This is a genomic window from Neobacillus sp. NPDC093182 (assembly GCF_044754045.1).
This window is the reverse complement of sequence record NZ_JBIVOI010000016.1, coordinates 1-16,916: the sequence shown is the minus strand read 5'-3', so window position 1 is coordinate 16,916 and position 16,916 is coordinate 1. Positions and strand designations below refer to the sequence as shown.

11 protein-coding genes and 1 pseudogene are annotated in these 16,916 nt (G+C 39.1%); 5 read left to right on the top strand and 7 right to left on the bottom strand.

What is annotated here, in order from left to right; genetic code table 11:
- Window positions 1-18: 18 nt before the first annotated feature.
- From ACIQAA_RS24795 to ACIQAA_RS24785, 3 genes and pseudogenes are all read right to left on the bottom strand, one after another.
- The gene (locus ACIQAA_RS24795) at window positions 19-2,163 is read right to left on the bottom strand and encodes a S8 family serine peptidase (protein ID WP_402625037.1); all 2,145 of its coding nucleotides are present in this window, start codon (window positions 2,161-2,163) and stop codon (window positions 19-21) included.
- A 617-nt stretch (window positions 2,164-2,780) separates the two neighbouring features.
- Window positions 2,781-2,908 (bottom strand): annotated as a pseudogene (locus ACIQAA_RS24790) (aminoglycoside phosphotransferase family protein); the annotation flags it as partial.
- A 377-nt stretch (window positions 2,909-3,285) separates the two neighbouring features.
- Window positions 3,286-3,990 (bottom strand): toxin regulator, encoded by a 705-nt coding sequence (locus tag ACIQAA_RS24785; protein WP_402625034.1) that lies wholly within the window; start codon window positions 3,988-3,990, stop codon window positions 3,286-3,288.
- Between the two features lie 592 nt (window positions 3,991-4,582).
- Between ACIQAA_RS24785 and ACIQAA_RS24780 the strand changes: the two genes are divergently transcribed.
- The 5 genes from ACIQAA_RS24780 (at window position 4,583) to ACIQAA_RS24760 (ending at window position 13,031) form a co-directional block, all read left to right on the top strand.
- Complete coding sequence (locus ACIQAA_RS24780) at window positions 4,583-4,846, top strand: sigma factor (protein ID WP_402625032.1); 264 nt, start codon at window positions 4,583-4,585, stop codon at window positions 4,844-4,846.
- Window positions 4,847-5,892: 1,046 nt separating this feature from the next.
- Window positions 5,893-10,530, top strand: coding sequence for a pectate lyase (gene pelA / locus ACIQAA_RS24775; protein ID WP_402625029.1), 4,638 nt, complete (start codon window positions 5,893-5,895; stop codon window positions 10,528-10,530).
- A gap of 639 nt (window positions 10,531-11,169) precedes the next feature.
- Window positions 11,170-11,658, top strand: a complete 489-nt coding sequence (locus ACIQAA_RS24770; protein WP_402625027.1) for a sigma-70 family RNA polymerase sigma factor — start codon at window positions 11,170-11,172, stop codon at window positions 11,656-11,658.
- A 464-nt stretch (window positions 11,659-12,122) separates the two neighbouring features.
- On the top strand, window positions 12,123-12,671 hold the full coding sequence (locus tag ACIQAA_RS24765; protein WP_402625024.1) for a competence protein ComK: 549 nt from the start codon (window positions 12,123-12,125) through the stop codon (window positions 12,669-12,671).
- Window positions 12,672-12,809: 138 nt separating this feature from the next.
- Window positions 12,810-13,031, top strand: a complete 222-nt coding sequence (locus tag ACIQAA_RS24760) for a helix-turn-helix domain-containing protein (RefSeq protein WP_402625021.1) — start codon at window positions 12,810-12,812, stop codon at window positions 13,029-13,031.
- 133 nt (window positions 13,032-13,164) lie between these two features.
- Here the strand turns inward: ACIQAA_RS24760 and ACIQAA_RS24755 are convergent, their stop codons facing one another.
- From ACIQAA_RS24755 to ACIQAA_RS24740, 4 genes are all read right to left on the bottom strand, one after another.
- Window positions 13,165-13,704 (bottom strand): hypothetical protein, encoded by a 540-nt coding sequence (locus ACIQAA_RS24755; protein ID WP_402625019.1) that lies wholly within the window; start codon window positions 13,702-13,704, stop codon window positions 13,165-13,167.
- Window positions 13,688-14,461 (bottom strand): hypothetical protein, encoded by a 774-nt coding sequence (locus tag ACIQAA_RS24750; protein ID WP_402625016.1) that lies wholly within the window; start codon window positions 14,459-14,461, stop codon window positions 13,688-13,690. The genes ACIQAA_RS24755 and ACIQAA_RS24750 overlap by 17 nt, the downstream gene beginning before the upstream one ends.
- Window positions 14,462-14,558: 97 nt before the next feature.
- A complete protein-coding gene (locus tag ACIQAA_RS24745; RefSeq protein WP_402625014.1) occupies window positions 14,559-14,897 on the bottom strand; it encodes a hypothetical protein in 339 nt (112 codons plus the stop codon).
- A gap of 576 nt (window positions 14,898-15,473) precedes the next feature.
- Window positions 15,474-16,352 carry an aldose 1-epimerase family protein gene (locus ACIQAA_RS24740; RefSeq protein ID WP_402625011.1) on the bottom strand — a complete coding sequence of 293 codons (879 nt, stop codon included), beginning with the start codon at window positions 16,350-16,352 and terminating at the stop codon, window positions 15,474-15,476.
- Window positions 16,353-16,916: the final 564 nt, after the last annotated feature.

Below are 16,916 nucleotides of genomic sequence, written 5' to 3'. Positions count from 1 at the left end.
CTGCCATGCAATTAAAAATTACTTTACTATAATGGTATCGACATTCACTGCAGTTGCTGTCTTTTTCACTCCAACCGGAGCTTTTCCTGTCCATTCAATCGTTAGAACGTGCCTTCCTGTGGTGAGACCTGTTTTTGTATAATACTGCTGCTTATACAGTGTGGTTGCAGAATTTAGGTTCACTAGGCTACTTACGCCGTCCACTGTTACTTTCACGATTCCCTGGGTGGCATACTTGAGACCTGTTACCGTTACCCCTGTACCATTAAACACAAATTGAGCCTTAGCCCCTGCTGTATTTGTGAAAGCAAAAGATCCACCAGATACATTTGTGTTAGACGATGTACCCCATGCAGGAAGATATCCGATTTCTTTAGCTGTATTTTCATATGTTCCTGCAGTTGCACCGGCTTTTACTGTTGCTGTATAGCTGCCAGATCCCTTATAGGCGTATACATCCAAATAATATGTGCCATCTGCTGGAGCGATGTACGTAAAGGTCTCACTGGATGTTGCTGCCTTTTCAGAATAAGCGACAATACCAGCGCTGCTTTTTACTGTTGTTGCGCTGCTGTTGTAAAGGTAAAGATCAAAATCGCTTCCAGCTGCTCCCGTTAAGGTTACCGTTATTTTTTCTCCTTTTAGAAGATTTAAGGAGAATACATCATCTAAATCACTTGTAGCACTTACCGTATTTGTTACACTTGTACCTGTAAATGGCAGGCCTGGAATATCATTATCCGGTTGATAATTCACGACCTTGTCAGCTCTTAACATACTACCCGATAATACTGCCCCATTTAAGGAAGAAAGAGGTGTTGCATTTTTCAAAATGGCATCCTTTATGGTTAATGGAGCAGCTGATGGATTCTTGCTAAGGAACAAGGCTGCTGCCCCTGTAACCATAGGAGTTGCCATAGATGTTCCACTGAAATAGTCATAGGCACTGGAATAATCTCCTGGTGTAAAGGCAGGTACTGTACTTAAAATATCCTGACCAGGTGCTGCAATATCGACAGAAGTGACGCCATAGTTGGAGAAAGACGCCAGGTTACCAGTGTTTTCAATAGCTGCTACTGATAAAATATTCGACAAATCAAAGTTAGATGGATAATGAGGCGATGAATCATTGTTAGTTCCATCATTTCCGGCTGCTGCTAAAAAGAGGGAGTTGGAACCTTTAATCGCATCGTACAGTGCTTGGCTGAAGCCTCCTCCGCCCCAAGAGTTGTTAGTAATCTTTACACCTTTTGCCTTAGCGTAATTGACTGCCAAGATTGCATCTGACGTATATCCTCCGTCAGGACCAAGGAATTTTAGCGGCATGATCTTTACATTTGGTGCCACCCCAATAACTCCTATGGTATTGGCCGTTCCTGCAATTGTACCCGCAACGTGCGTGCCATGTTCATCCCCGTCAGCATAGTCGTAAACAGAGTTATCCACATTATAAAAATCCCAGCCGTTTACATCATCTATATAACCATTCTTATCATTGTCAATGCCGTCACCTGCAACCTCGCCAGGATTCTTCCAAATCTGAGCTTTCAGATCGGGATGATTGATATCCACTCCGGTATCGATGACGCCTATGATTAGACTCGTACTACCCTTTGTCACTGCCCATGCAGATTCCGCGCCAATATCGATGCCCGCTTTACCAGGAACTCCAAATATTGGCTGCCCGGTGTTTTTCATTCCCCATAATTGCCCGAACATCGGATCGGATACAGCATCCGGTTTCACAAGATAGTTCGGCTCTGCATACTCTACCAGTGGTGATTCATTTAAAGATTTTAAAACTTCTTCGATCGGAATTTTCGCATTGAAGCTGAGGAGTTTTGTATCTGTCTTATTTAAATTCTTGTTCGTTTTTAAACCGAATTTCGTCTGTAAAACTCCTAAACTTTCAGTCGAATAAGTATTTTTAAACTTGACGATTACTTCGCCTGGTTTATGTTTTTTCGCAGCTTCGTTTTTAAACGTTGCCGCTTTCTTGCTCGTTTGGCTCTGCTTATCAATTTGAATAACCGGATTAACCTTTTCTGTCGCCTTTTTGAAATTTACCTTTCCCCCATCAGATTGATTGGGGGCTGCAAGCGCTGGAATGCTCGCAAATAATAACCCCATACTCACAATTAAAGCCAAAAACTTCTTCCTCATACCATTTCTCCCTTCATCAAAAAGACTAGTTTAAAACCGTACGAGTTTAATATATTATGCCGGTTAGTCCATTATTCCTAATTTGTTTACCTCAGAAAAATATCAAAATATTACATTTTATATACTTTGTTACCTATGGTTCATAAGAGATTGTTGCCCTGGAAGCCATGGGTTCTTTTAGAAGTTATTCCAATCATGAACTAAATAGGCTGCAGAATCTTTCTAGATATGCAGCCTTTTTAATGTAGATAATATCAAAATTTTTAGTTTGCGCTAACTTCCAATGCATCATTTTCACATTTAAAATGGATGAAAGCCCTAAATAAAAGGAAATACAGTTTTTTTAATCAAATGATTGATTAACACTTTACTCAACTAACCAATCATTTGATTAAAAGTGCTGAAAGTTCTTTTGTTAAAACGATCCCATACTCTTCATTAGAAGAAACCGGTCGAAGAATGTGTTCTACTTTCGACAAATAAGGCTGATTGATTAATAAAAAGTTTATTAGTTCATCAACTTTTAGCCAGACGTCTCCTCCTGAAAAATTCAAAAGAGTTTTTTGGGAGAAGATTTTTTACTTTTAAATAGAAGATAAAACTAATCAATCGTTTGATTATTTTTTGTAATCTTCGATTATAGTCCAAATAGTAGTAGATGCTTCTTCCGCTCTTACCTTATCAAAATTTTGTAACAATCATATGTGATTAATGCCTTCCACAGAGCCCATCCTCGTGCTCTATTCGCTATACTTTGTTGTTTTGGAGAACTGGACCGTCTTAGTGCCATTGCTTCCCCAAATAGCGGTATCTGTAATATTGTTCTTTCCAGCTAAGTCTGAAATTGTTCTAACCAAACGAATGATTGTATTTGTCAAAAAAAATGATATAAATGGCTGTATCAATAAGAAAAAGCTGCCGAATCGACAGCCCTGATTTTTTAATTCTTCCACTCGTTAGTTTAAGTGCATTTTTTTACAAAGTTTATAAACTTAATTTAGCTTTGTCAATCCAATAATTATTAAGTACTCTTTTACAAAAAAATATTCCAATGTCTCTAGTGCTTCCAAATTCTGGCCACTACATTCTAATAGAGTAAGAATTAGTACCTAATACTAATTTTTACTGTTCTATCTTTTCAATAGATACGCCAGGTATTGATATGTCTCCACCCATTGTGGATTTGTATGTGAGTAAACCAGTTGATATTCCCATGATTGTAATAGTGTCATCCTCTAAAACCCTAGAAGCGACAATAGAAGAATCAAATTCTCCAAACAGGATTGTGTCGTAATCATCACCAACAGCTAACCTTATTTGAGTCGTACCATCACCTTCCATTACTTGAACAACTTTGCCACGGAATTTAACTTTTTGAGCGATATAACTATCAGGAGTTCTTGCTAACTGATCATAGGTAATACCTGTATCATAGCCTTTCTTTGCTTGTTCTTCTGCTACTCTTTTTGCTTCCGCTTCAGCCGCCGCCTTAGCTGCTGCTGCTGCATCCGCTTTTGCCTTTTCCTCAGCTAGACGCTTTTCTTCGGCCGCCTTAGCTTCCGCTTCTTTTTGTTTACGCTCATCGTCTTTCATTTTAAACCATGGAGCGGCTTCATCTACCTTCGCTTGTAATTCTTTGTTACTAGATTCTAAACTTGCTACCGCTTCTGCTTTAGCTGATAGTTTCTTGTTCAAAGAATCGACTTTGCTGTGTACCTTATCCAATTCATCTGGCGAGGGACCGGTGGAAGCTCCAATAATTAAAGCAATTAATGCCGTTAATACATATTTCCATCTCTTTTTCAAAAATACTAATAATTTGTCCACAACTTTTCCTCTTTTCTAGATTAATAGATTAAGTATACATGAAAAAAGTACCGGGCAATATGAATCAATTCCAAAAGAAAAAGTTGGAAATTAATTATCTTCAATATCTATCATACCTTGTCCATCAAAAAGCAGCCACAGGGACGGTTCTTATGGTTCGATTTTGGTTAGGTATCTCCCAAATCTTAAAATGGTTCAAAGATCAATACCGACCACATTTTGTGATGGCTGCTACCATGGCTAGTAAACTTATTTTCCGCGAACCTCGAAAGGGTATAGTAAAATTGCTTCTCACTATTATGTAACCATACTTTCTTTATTCTAATTTCATTTATACACATCGTTGTCACTCACTAGGTAGGTATCCATCTCTATTTCCTACTATCACCAATTAAAAAGCCATCAGAACCGTCCCCATAGTCTTCATATTAAATTCAATTTTCTCTGATTCGAAGGTTTCCCACGAATGGATTATGGTAGAGCTACCTAGGAATAAAACGGAAGCGCGCTGCCCTGAAGGGTTTTACCAGTGGAGAGCTTTGACCATTTAGTAGTTCAGTATCAACCCATGATTCATAAGATTATGTAATCATTGCACATTTATAAAAATGAAGATAAATTCTATCAGGTAGGGTTAATTGGACTTTGGGAAGCTACACTGACTTTCGATGAACGAAAAGGTAGATTTTCAAATTACGCTTACACCTACATGAAGGGGAAAATATTATCTCAAATGAACCGAAATAATCAATGGAACTCTAAACATATCCATACACAAGGGGAATTCTACCTAATAGGTCGTTGTAACACAGGCAGTCATCACCTCAATAAAATAAGGTGCGTTCTGCCCGTTTAATTGTAAAATGACGAAAGCCCTTGAAAACCTTCACTTATACCTCAACTGCCAATTCCTCTGAAGGTAAATTACTTATTAGGAAATGCATTATGTCTGATTGTTTTCGTAAGTTCACCTTTACTGATACATGTATGGAACCTGTTAACGCTAACCCATCATCTCGACAATTTTCTTCCTACCCTAAACGAGCAAACGCAGCATTACCAACACGTAATGCAATACTAATCAAACGATTGCTTAACTCGAATTCTACTAATCAAACGCTTGATTAAATAACGCATGAACCCCTTTGATATATGAGTTTCTACTTGATTTCAGGAGAGGAACTTGTCGATTAAAAGTGATGATTTTTTAGATTGCTCCTTAAAATTGACAATAGAAACTAGTAAAGTAAACAACCTGACAAACTTCTATTATATAAAATACCATCTAAACGTTAGATTAAAATTGCCTTAAACCCTGTTAAAAAAGAACTTTAACCTGTTTTCTAGGAAATTTCATGTCGATGAAAAATCCCCTTTCTCTTGTTCCAAAGCTTTCTGAGACCTTAAACGCTGTTTCCACCCTAATCACCTCCTTCCCTTAACGGAAAGAAGAGCATTAACCAACCACCCCAACAATATTCAACTGCACCATTCTATCACTGTTTACCAATCTAAAAACCTACCAATCTTCGATAAATTCGGGGAGTGACAGTGTATTGGTAACTGTCCACCTCAGGTGGAATCTGTCCACGAGCGGTGACAGGCACCCATCGGCACCGATCCCCTGACCCCATATTCTGATAGGATAATAGCCATAATCATGTCCCGAAGTTATGCTCAATTCCTTTCTTTTTTCATCTTCCTGCAGGACTTTTAGCTTAACTCTGTAAAAATGATTATATATTTTGAAAATTCATTTACTTATACTCTCAATTGCAAGGGCACATTTTTGGAAAGGGAGGGATTGTTTATGATTTTATCAAGTGGGTAACAAAGGAAACGATTTCGGAGCAGGCAGTATTTCACCTTAAAATGAAAGGGTTTACACTCAAGGAGGAACGAATGAATAAATTACTCAATATTTTTCTAAGTTTGATCTTATTGCTCTCAGTTGTACAGAATGCTGCTCTTACATCGGTTTCAGCAGCAGAGCCAACTGTAATTCCAGCACCAACTGGAGTAAGTGCTGTATCAAAAGACAGTCAGGTTGATGTAAGTTGGGATCCATTGGTTGAAGGAAAAAGAGTATTACTTGTGGGGACAGGGATCCCGGCAGATGAAAAAACAATGGCTCATTTGAAATCGCTTGGGTACTCGGTCACTTTTAAAAAGGATAACGAGGTAACGACTGAAGATGCACTTGCCTATGATGTCGTATTTGTCGGGGAATCCTCAGGATCCTCCTATATTGGCAAAAAGTTTATGAATTCCCCCGTTCCGGTTGTCTATGCGGAACCATATGCACTGGATGATATTCATTTAAGTGATGCTTCTTCAGGCACCTTTGGAAGCTATGAAAATCAGGATTCACTTACCATCAAGGATGGCAATCATCCCCTTTCTGCCGGATTAAGCGGTACGGTTAAGGTGTATAACCAGGCTGGTAAAGTAAATTTCGGAAAGCCCGGTCAAGAGGCCATCATCATTGCTACTGCAGCAGATGATCCTACCAAAGCCACGATATTTGCTTACGAAAAAGGTGCAAAAAATGTAAATGGTGACCCAGTTCCTGCCCGGCAGGTTGCTACGTTTTTATTTGCAGGTCAAGAAGACCATATGACCGAAGCCGGGTGGAATCTGGTTGACGAATCGGTCAAGTGGGCTCTTGGTATCGAAGGAAATGATTCTGTCTCAAACGTAACGTACAATGTGAAACGCAGTACCACACAAGAAGGTCCTTTTCAAACCATTGCTGAAAAAATAGAGGGAACCCAGTTCCATGATACAGGGTTAACCAATGGAACGACTTACTATTATGTCGTATCTGCCGTAACGGAGAACGGCGAGAGTGTGAATTCAAATGTCGTAACGGCAGTACCTACTGCTCCAGATCCTTCAAACCTGCCTTCTGTACCAAAAGGATTGACTGCTCTTTCAAGAAACAGTCAGGTTGATGTAAGCTGGGAACCGAGTTCGGCCCAACAGGTAACCTACAATCTAAAACGCAGTACCACGAAGGAGGGTCCTTATCAGACCATTGCTGAAAAAATGGCAGAAACCGACTTCCGGGATACAGGGTTAGAGAATGGTCAGAAGTATTACTATGTTGTATCTGCCGAAACGAGTAGCGGTGAGAGCGCAGATTCACAAGCTATAACGGCAGTGCCTGTAGCGCCATTGCAAGCTCCGACCGGCCTTTCAGTAAGTCATGGCAATGGCGGGGTAACCATTCATTGGGAATCCGTCAATGGTGCCGAGTCTTACCAAGTCTTGCGCAGTAAACAAAAGGGCATCGGCTATGAGGTCATCAAAAACGGTGTAATGGAAACCAGTTATACAGATACCGGGATTCCCGATGGCGAGAAGTACTATTATGTCGTATCCGCCAAGAACGATACAGCCGAAAGTGCAAATTCCCAACCGATTAACGGTGCTGCTGTATCGACGAGTGGTGTACCAGCCATTCCAAACGGTATGAACGCTATTGCCGGTGATGGCAGAGCTGCATTAACCTGGTCCGCTGTATCTGGCGCAGATTCCTATACCATCAAACGTGGTGAGTTTAACAGTGGTCAATATGAGGTCATTGCTAAGAATATACACTCTACCGGTTATCAAGATATAGGTCTTACAAACGGTGATACCTATGATTATGTGATTTCCGCTGTCAATGAGCAAGGGGAAAGTTTAGGCTCCGAACCCATCGCCGTTACGCCTGCGAAAGTAACGGTTGTAGCGAAAGAAGGCGGAAACTTTAAAACGATTCAAGAAGCCATTGATGCCGCACCTGATAACAGTACGAAACGGCATGTTATTTTTATAAAAAATGGTGAATATCGTGAAAAGCTTACGATCCCTAAGAGTAAAACCAATTTGAGTTTTGTAGGGGAAAGTAAGGAAGGGACCGTGCTTGTTTATAATGATAATGCAAATACGCCTGGGCCAGACGGCAAACCATTAGGCACTTCCAATAGTTCAAGTATCTTTATCTATGCCAATGATTTTATTGCCCAAAATTTAACCATCCAGAACGACTCTGGTCAAGGAACAGGTCAAGCAGTTGCCGCTTATGTAAGGGCCGATCGTCTTTATTTTGAAAACGTACAGTTTTTAGGATACCAGGATACATTATACGCCCACACGGGAAGACAGTATTATAAAAACTGCTACGTGGAAGGGGATGTGGATTTCATTTTTGGCGGAGCCACAGCCATGTTTGATACCTGTCACCTTCATAGCAAGCGTACAGGCAGTAAGTTAACCGCTGCTAGTACCGATCAAGTCACACCGTATGGGTATGTTTTTTTAGATTCAAAAATCACCTCAGATGAAGGCGTGACCAATGTGCATCTCGGGCGACCTTGGCGTCCTTATTCAGCTGTCACCTATATCAACACCGAAATGGATGCATCGATTGTTCCTGACGGATGGGATAACTGGGGGAAAGTTGAAAACGAGAAAACAGCCAGATATTCAGAATACAATAACATGGGGCCAGGGGCAGACCCGAAAAAGCGGGATCCATGGACCACACAATTAACGCCGGAGGAAGCGAATCAATACACGGTGCAAAATGTAATGAAAGGATCTGACGGCTGGGATCCTGAGAGAATCGGGATTATCCCATTATCACCACTGTCAGCACCGATTATTTCGCTTGATCAACAAGATTCCATTGTCAATACACCAAGCTTTACAATTACAGGCCAAGTGGATAAAGAAGCATCCGTTTCTGTCAATGGGAAGGAAATTTCCTTACAAAAGGATGGCAGCTTCAGCACGACGGTGGTGCTGAATGACGGTTTGAACACTATTACAGTGGAAGCAGTAGATGCAGCAGGGAATAAGGCTATTCCTGCAGTGTTAAAAATTGTTTATGATCATGAGAAACCTGTCGTAACCATCGATGATTTTAAAGGAGAAAAAACCGGGAATCACTACAATGTAATCTACAATCCGCTTCCGATTACAGGGAAGCTGAACGAAGCAGGAACAGTTATGGTGAATGGTGAGAAAGTAAATGTATCGGAAAAGTTGACGTTTAGTACAAAAGTCATTCTAAAGCCGGGGTTAAATAACATTACGATTACCGCTGTTGATCAGGCAGGGAATGGAGCCGAATCTGTCACTATCAATGTGGTTCCAAAAGGGAATGCTGTGCCAGACGGTCCCGTCAAGATTATCAAAAGTGAAACAACAACTGCAAATACCGTTGAGGTTACTTTTAATAGCAAGCTAGAAAACTTTGATTCCAGTGATATTGAATTGCAAACGGCTACGAACGATTGGGCAGCTCTCAATCCTGGGTTGAAACAAATGATGACAGTGGAAAGCATCACCACAAAGGTGAATAAGGATAACCAAACCGTAGCGGTGATCAAAACGAAGGAAGCCTTTCAAGAAGATGGAACCATTACGCTGCCAAAAGTTGAAGATCCGTTTCATATTCAATATTTGAATGCCGACTATTATACCGGGGATCGTACGCAGGACATTAAGCATGCGGATGCCCTCTTAACCTGGCAGATGGATCATGGCGGCTGGTTTAAAAACTGGGTGGAAAAATATAAACGGCCATGGGATGGGAAAGAACCGAAATCTGAATGGTATTCGACTAATCATGGTGAACTAGGGACGATTGATAATGACGCAACAACAAATGAGATTCTCTTTTTAGCTCTGATGTATAAAGAAACAGGTGATGCTCGTTATAAGGATTCCGTTTTAAAAGGAATTGATTTTTTACTAGAGATGCAGGTTGATGCCGGCGGCTGGCCGCAGGTCTATCCGGCAAGAGGCGGTTACTCAGATTATGTGACCTTTAATGATAATGCGATGGTTCGCGTTATGAGTGTATTAACGATGGTTAAAGAAAAGAAGTATCCGTTTAATTCCGACCTAGGTGACGAGCAACTTTCTGAGCAGATTGATGATGCATTGGGCCGCGGGCTGGATTATATGTTAAAATCGCAAATTAAGGTAGACGGTGAAGTAACCGCATGGTGTGCTCAGCATGACCCTGTGACGTACGAACCACAAGGGGCTCGTGCGTATGAACATCCTTCAATCTCTGGTTCGGAATCTGTAGGAATTGTCCAGTATTTGATGTCACTGCCGAATCCTTCAACTGAGGTTCAGGCTGCCATTCATGGTGCTCTAAATTGGTTTGAAGAGGCAAAATTGGCGGGAACGAAGTATGTATCAGGCGATCCAAATGGGCAATATTTCTACCCGGACGCCAACAGCAATACGTGGTACCGCTTCTATGAAATTGGCACCAATCGCCCGATTTTCTCAGGAAGAGACGGTGTCATTAAACACAACATCTTAGAGATTGAAAAAGAAAGAAGAGACGGCTACCGCTGGGCAGGAGAATGGCCGCAAAAATTATTAAATATCGCCAACACAACTGGCTACTACGAAAACAGAGTATACGTAGAAGTCGTTGGGGATCAGTCTAAAAACGCCGCAGGCGAATCTTTGGAAATAGGAAACTTATATAGAATAGAGGCCTCTGCTTCCGGTTCTACAAGCAAATAACATTTTCATTTTCAATACAGGCTAATCTGGAGAGATGAAGCATGAGGACTGTTTGGTTCTTGTGCTTCATTCTCTTTCTGTATGAATACGAACAGTGCCTGTCCTGTCCCTGTTTGCTAAGGATCCCTCACTATTCCATATGTTTTCGAATCCATTCAAACAAAGGAGATTCGCAGCATATATGCTAGGTCAGCCCTTATGTTTAGCATGTCGCTCTGTATCAGGCAAAATAATTGAAGGGAGACTGTTCCATTCGTCTCCCCTTTTTTCGTATCCTGAATGATCCTCTTTAAGAAGAACGTTGTATGTCCGTTCTTTTAATCGCAGAAAGCAATTACTTCTCTATATTCTAGATTCATTTACACACCTTAGTGTCACCTACCAGGTTGGCACTCTTCTCTATTTCCTAATACAACCAACACAACCGTCCCCACGGTCACCTATATTAACTCTTATACTTATAAAAAGACAAATCGCAATCTATGGCTATTTGTTCCAATTTGAATCAAATTTTACCCTTTAAATCTATTTTTCTAAGTTAAATTCAATTTTCATGAATTCGAAGGTTTTCCGCGAATGGATTATGGTAGAGCTACCTAGGAATAAATCGGAAGCGCGCTGCCCTGAAGGGTTTTACCAGTGGAGAGCTTTGACGAATTAGTTGTACAGTATCAACCGATGATTCATAAGATTATCCAATCGTTGCACATTTATAAAGATGAAGATGAGTTCTATCAGACAGGGTTAATTGGGCTTTGGGAAGCTGCACAGTCGTTTGATGAAAGAAAAGGCAGCTTTTCGAATTACGCTTACACCTATATGAAGGGGAAAATGTTATCTCAAATGTCCCAAAACAACCAATGTAATGAAAGACTTATCCTTCCGAAGGAGGAATTTTGGGAATCTATAGAGGGTCAGGAATCAACTCTTTACCTTGAGAAAGATATCATTAACACTTATTGTGAAGGACTAACAGAAAAAGAGGCAAAATGGGTAATCACTATGTCTATCGATCACCTATCCATTAAGGAAATAGCGGAAAGGGAGAAAGTTTCCGTATCTGCAGTTAAACAATGGAGATCAGGGGCAATAAGAAAATTAAAAGAAAAAGTTGCTATAAATTTATAGTCTAAAATTAAACCTGGGCAGTGGCTAGCACTTAAACTGCCCGGGGCTACAAAGAAATTATAAGCATCATTCGACAATATTTTATTATATACACAAAACATTCACGAATGGTACGTATACGCGGAACATACATTATACTAATATATGGTATTTTTTCATTAAGGTTTAAATCATATTTTAAAGGCCATAAAAACACATCTATAATGACTTTTCACAATAATACATTCTCTTCATTAAAATTGATCATTTATTCTAACCTCTCCTTCATCAACTTGACCTACCTCACTATACTAGTTTTCAAGGCTTCTACAACTTGTATTCTTAACATATAGTTTCAGCATTCATCTCAACCTTAGATTCGCAGTTTCATTACATATTCAATGAGTTAATTTGCTTACTGGACCATTATCTAACAGCTATCCAGAAACAAAATTCAATATCATAAAAATTCAGGAGTGATGCGTTTGTTTATTGAACCGTACTACATAATTAATCCGCATATGATGTACATGTATGGATTACATGATCGAAATGCAAAAGTTTGTACTCTAGTAAGAGAGTTCCATCGTGTTTTCATTGTTGATCGGTCACCGTTGGAAATACTAGATGATAGTCTCAGATGTATCGGATTTAATTTAAAGGGCGCCATGGACACTTCCAAAATCATCATACCGAATTCCATGATGTGTCCTGTCATGATCAACCATATCCATAACATTTGTGTCTTTCCCGATAAATCGCATAAACACGAAGATACCATTTGGTTTAATCCCCGCCATATCTTAAGAACCCATAGCTTTAAAAGAAAAACACAGATAGAGTTTCGAAATCGACTTATACTCATGATCGATTCCAAACTATTTTCTTTTAATAACAAATGGAAAGCAGCAGAGCAACTAAGTGAAATTACCACTGAAAATGCGAAGAACCCAGTATCTTTTATTATTGAACCACCAAAGAAAACGAGGAAGAGAAAGTCCAAAGTAAAAGTTGCACCTTTAGCATCTTTATAAAAAACTTTAAGTATAAAAGAGACTCATATTGTTTTATTTTTTCGAAAATTTTCAAATGGTACGCTCACACGTACCACATATAAAATATACCTATGTTAATTTTTCCTTATAACCATTGGATTGGGTGTTAGGAGAACTATGAGTAGAATCGTTGTCGTTAAAATAAAAGAACTACTTATAGAAAAAGGTATGACACTAAGAGAATTATCTCGTCGTAGTGATATCCGTCATGCGGCTTTAAGTGAATTAGCCAACCAAAAGAGGCTCAATGTCCACTTTCAACATCTTGCACGTATAGCGGATGCACTAGATATAGACGATATGGATCAAATCATTACTTTTGAAAATATCGAAGACTAAAGGCCAGACTAGCACCTACATCTAGTCTGGCCTTTTTTCATAAAAAACTTCCGATTGACCTCTACAACGCTCCTTCGTCTCTCTTATAAACTATCAAACGTCTTAAACACTTTTTCTACTACATTATCAGCATTTAATCCAATGAGTGGAATGGTTTTGCTGGTAATTTTGATGATGCCCCAGTAATAACGGTTGCTAGCTTCCTGATCGATTGGTCTAATGTATAAAGTGCCCCCATCTTTTTTAATGTCCATGATATCACTTTACGCAATGGATAGTAAAATCTCCAATGGTTTGCTGGTGAACATCCACTTGCCCAGTTTTGCATATTTTCGTATTCGAATTTTGATAAGCGAATACGTGGAAGCTCTCTGCTTTCTTCTTGGTTCAATTCTGCATTATATAGTTCAAGTTCCATTACATACAGCGGACCGTCCCGCCATTCATTTTCGAATACGATATTATTTTTATTTTGGAATAAGATAATAAAGTTCTGAATAAACCAACCTGAAAAATCAGTATCGGATTTATAACGTAAAAATTTATCTACAACACTGACATAATCACTTTGCTCGGCAGCGACCGTTTTACAATAATCCATTAATTTATGAATATTTTCATATGTATGATAGACGACATGAAAAGCATTTCGAATATTATCGGCTGAACTCATAATACAATCCCTCACTTATCGATAGATTTGTTTCAAAGCTGATCTTTACGTTACTTTGTAGTTCAAATTTGAAATAATCCTGTTCCATGATCGATTCAACAAGCTCAATATCCATTGTGGTAAAATCCTCAAAGCCCTTCCTAGTTAGAAGTGCGATTATGTCTTGAACAATAATTTGATGAAATGGGTCAGTATGCTTTAGGCTCTTTAATTGGAGCAATATCTCCTGCCACGAAATATAGCCTAAGACCACATCTTTCTCTATGATGTCTCGGGCAATGACGTCTTCGTACACTTCTTTACATGATTTTCGATCCGCGATAAAAAGCAGCAGCTTATGTTTCTGTTTCCCTTTTCTGGCAACGATTCGAGACTCCCTTGCCAACTGATTACTACTAGTTTGAATGTCTACCTCATTCTGATTATGATTCGTGATCTCATCATCTGAAGAAAGCCCACTTTTATATTTCACTTCAATCCCGATCATCAACTTTTCGAAATCAATCAAGGCATCAATCTCACCTTCACGGTCATACGGCCAAAAGGTTATCTTATCCGCCCAAAAGGCATTTTGAACACTCCGTATATCCTCACCAATCAATTTCGGATAGACACCATTTGCAAGCACTTCACCAATCCCTATTGAAAAAGGAATATAGCGCAACGCACCGAACACATTACCAGTCAAATTATCTTCCAAACGATCTGTCAAATTTGAACCTGTACGACTGATCTTACCTTGGATTTCCGCTAGCATATTCTACCCCCTCCGTGCCACTGTGCCACTGGGACGGTTCTTCTGGTCCTGTGTTTCATAGTCGAAGGAACCACCAAAACCGTCCCCTGGTGCCCAACTACCCAACAATTTCTTCCGATGAAACATACGCAACCGGACTACCACTACCAAATTTCTTTAATAGAATTTCCTCTGATTTTTGTAAATCTAAAAGAATATCGTTTGGTCCCTCGATACCATTAAATGCTTTCCTGCCCTTTTCTTGGCCCTCTGTTATGGTGCTCCAGTTTGTAGGTTGAAAAATACAAACTACCTTTCCACGATTGATACCAGCGACGTATTTGATGGATTGAAATCTCTTTTCGCTAATTTTCCAATTGCCGCGTATCGCTTCGTAATAGTTCTTGCCTTCTTTAAGTCCATTATGTATTTTTAAGAGCAATATTTCTTCCTTCACGGTGATCACATCTCCTATACTTCCTCACTAAATTATACCATTATTTGTCATATGAGAGTGATCAATATTTAGTTAACGCTCAAAAAGAAGGAGGTTTATTCCATTACGAGATGTAATAAACCCCTTCCTTTTTCACCATATGATCTTCTCGACAATTTTCTTTGTACCAAGGAGGAACAAACGCAGCATTATCAGCACGTAATGCATTTCTAATCAAACGATTAGTTAACTCCAAATCTATTTAATCAAACGTTTACTTAAATAGCCGATAAACCGTTTTGGTATATGAGTTTTTGCCGATTTAAAGTGAGATATTTGTCGAAAAAAAGTGGTGATTTTTTCAATTTACCCTCAAAAATGACAATAGAAATTAGGAACATACACATCCTATCAAACTTCTACAATGAAAAACACCATCTAAACGTTTAATTAAATACGCCTAAAACCCTTTAGAAAAACCAATTTTATGCTACTTTCTAGCGAAATATTTGTCGAGGATTATTCAAGTGTATTTTCCTGATTCCTTTAGACCGTCAAGGAGCCACGAGAACCGTCCCCCTAGCTCCTGGTCCCGCTTTAATGAAACTTCATTATATATTCAGCCTGAAACGCTTCCTCCACTTCTAGCTTATTGACGCCAAACTTCTCTTTTAAGTTCCCTGTTGTGTTATATTTATCTGCAATGCCGTACCAAGGCTCAATACAGACAAACGGAGCTATTGACCCATCTGTTTCCATATATTTTGACCAAATCCCAACAAACGGAAAACCTTGAAGCATAACTTCTACACCATGCCCAGACCCACTTGATACCAAAGTAACTTTATCGATATTGCTATAAATAAGAGCATCATGGGCAAATAGAGAGTTTGTGAGTTGAATCGTTGAAAGATCATTTACTGTCCCTTTCTCATGAATGAGGGAATTCTTTAGCTCATATTCCATCACTTGCTTATTTGCCGCGGGTGTAATGTTCAAATGGTAATCTTCAATGGTTTCATTTTCTCCTAGTGGAACCTTAAACGCAGGATGTGCACCAATGGAAAAATACATCTCTTCCTTGTTTTCATTCAGGATTTGCCACTGAACAATTAGCGAGTCCTCCATGAGACGATATCGAATCACCGCTTTAAATTCGTAAGGATATACATGAATAAAGCGTCCAAGAGACTCAAACACAAAAGAAACGGTTGTTGATGTCTGCTCAGCCACATCGAATTCAACGTCACGCAGAAAGCCATGCTGTGACATCTTGTAGGTCTGGCCATCCAGTTGATAGTGATCTTCCTTTAACCGACCCACAATCGGAAATAAGACAGGAGATACACGTCCCCAGTATGCCTCATCCCCTGTCCACATATAATCCAGCGCATTTTTCTTATGTGTCACTTTACGTAATTCTGCTCCGTGTCTGACAATATCAACCTTCAACAAATCATTTTCAATGACAATCATCTTTTTCCCTCATCTCTTTGTTCTGGCAACTCATATTCTTATTATCCTTATAGGACCTACATAAAATTCTAGTAATTAAATCTTTTATAAAAACAATCGGGCAGAAATTGTTCATTTTAATAATTCAAGTTATTGAATGAAATATCGAAAAACAATTTTCAAAGAAGAAAGTGTTCAAAATTAATAAGCAAATTTGTTCAAATTTACTTGACGCTTACACAGGCACGGAATTGAATGTAGAATTTAATACCTCGATTTAATAGATTCATATTTCTTCTTAATTGCCTCTTAATATAAACTAATTTCAGAAGTCATTCTCGCAAGTGATTTAAGAGCATTCTCTGTGTCATTTTGATTAAAATTGAATATAAAAGTTTTTATTTCATGATGCAAATATAAGGCCAATTTACCACCAATCTGATCTTTAACCCTTAATACTTCTGTTTCAATGATGTTCAAATTATTCCTAAGTGTAAACGATAAACTAGAATCAACAGTTTTCCACAAATAAGGATAAACAGATTTCGACAAATAAGAATCAACAGTTTACCTTAATGAACCCAC

Excerpts from the sequence above, each read along its gene's own strand:
- ACIQAA_RS24795 (WP_402625037.1), bottom strand. The coding sequence starts at position 2,163 with ATGAGGAAGAAGTTTTTGGCTTTAATTGTGAGTATGGGGTTATTATTT.
- pelA (WP_402625029.1), top strand. The coding sequence starts at position 5,893 with ATGAATAAATTACTCAATATTTTTCTAAGTTTGATCTTATTGCTCTCA.
- ACIQAA_RS24760 (WP_402625021.1), top strand. The coding sequence starts at position 12,810 with ATGAGTAGAATCGTTGTCGTTAAAATAAAAGAACTACTTATAGAAAAA.
- ACIQAA_RS24755 (WP_402625019.1), bottom strand. The coding sequence starts at position 13,704 with ATGAGTTCAGCCGATAATATTCGAAATGCTTTTCATGTCGTCTATCAT.
- ACIQAA_RS24750 (WP_402625016.1), bottom strand. The coding sequence starts at position 14,461 with ATGCTAGCGGAAATCCAAGGTAAGATCAGTCGTACAGGTTCAAATTTG.
- ACIQAA_RS24740 (WP_402625011.1), bottom strand. The coding sequence starts at position 16,352 with ATGATTGTCATTGAAAATGATTTGTTGAAGGTTGATATTGTCAGACAC.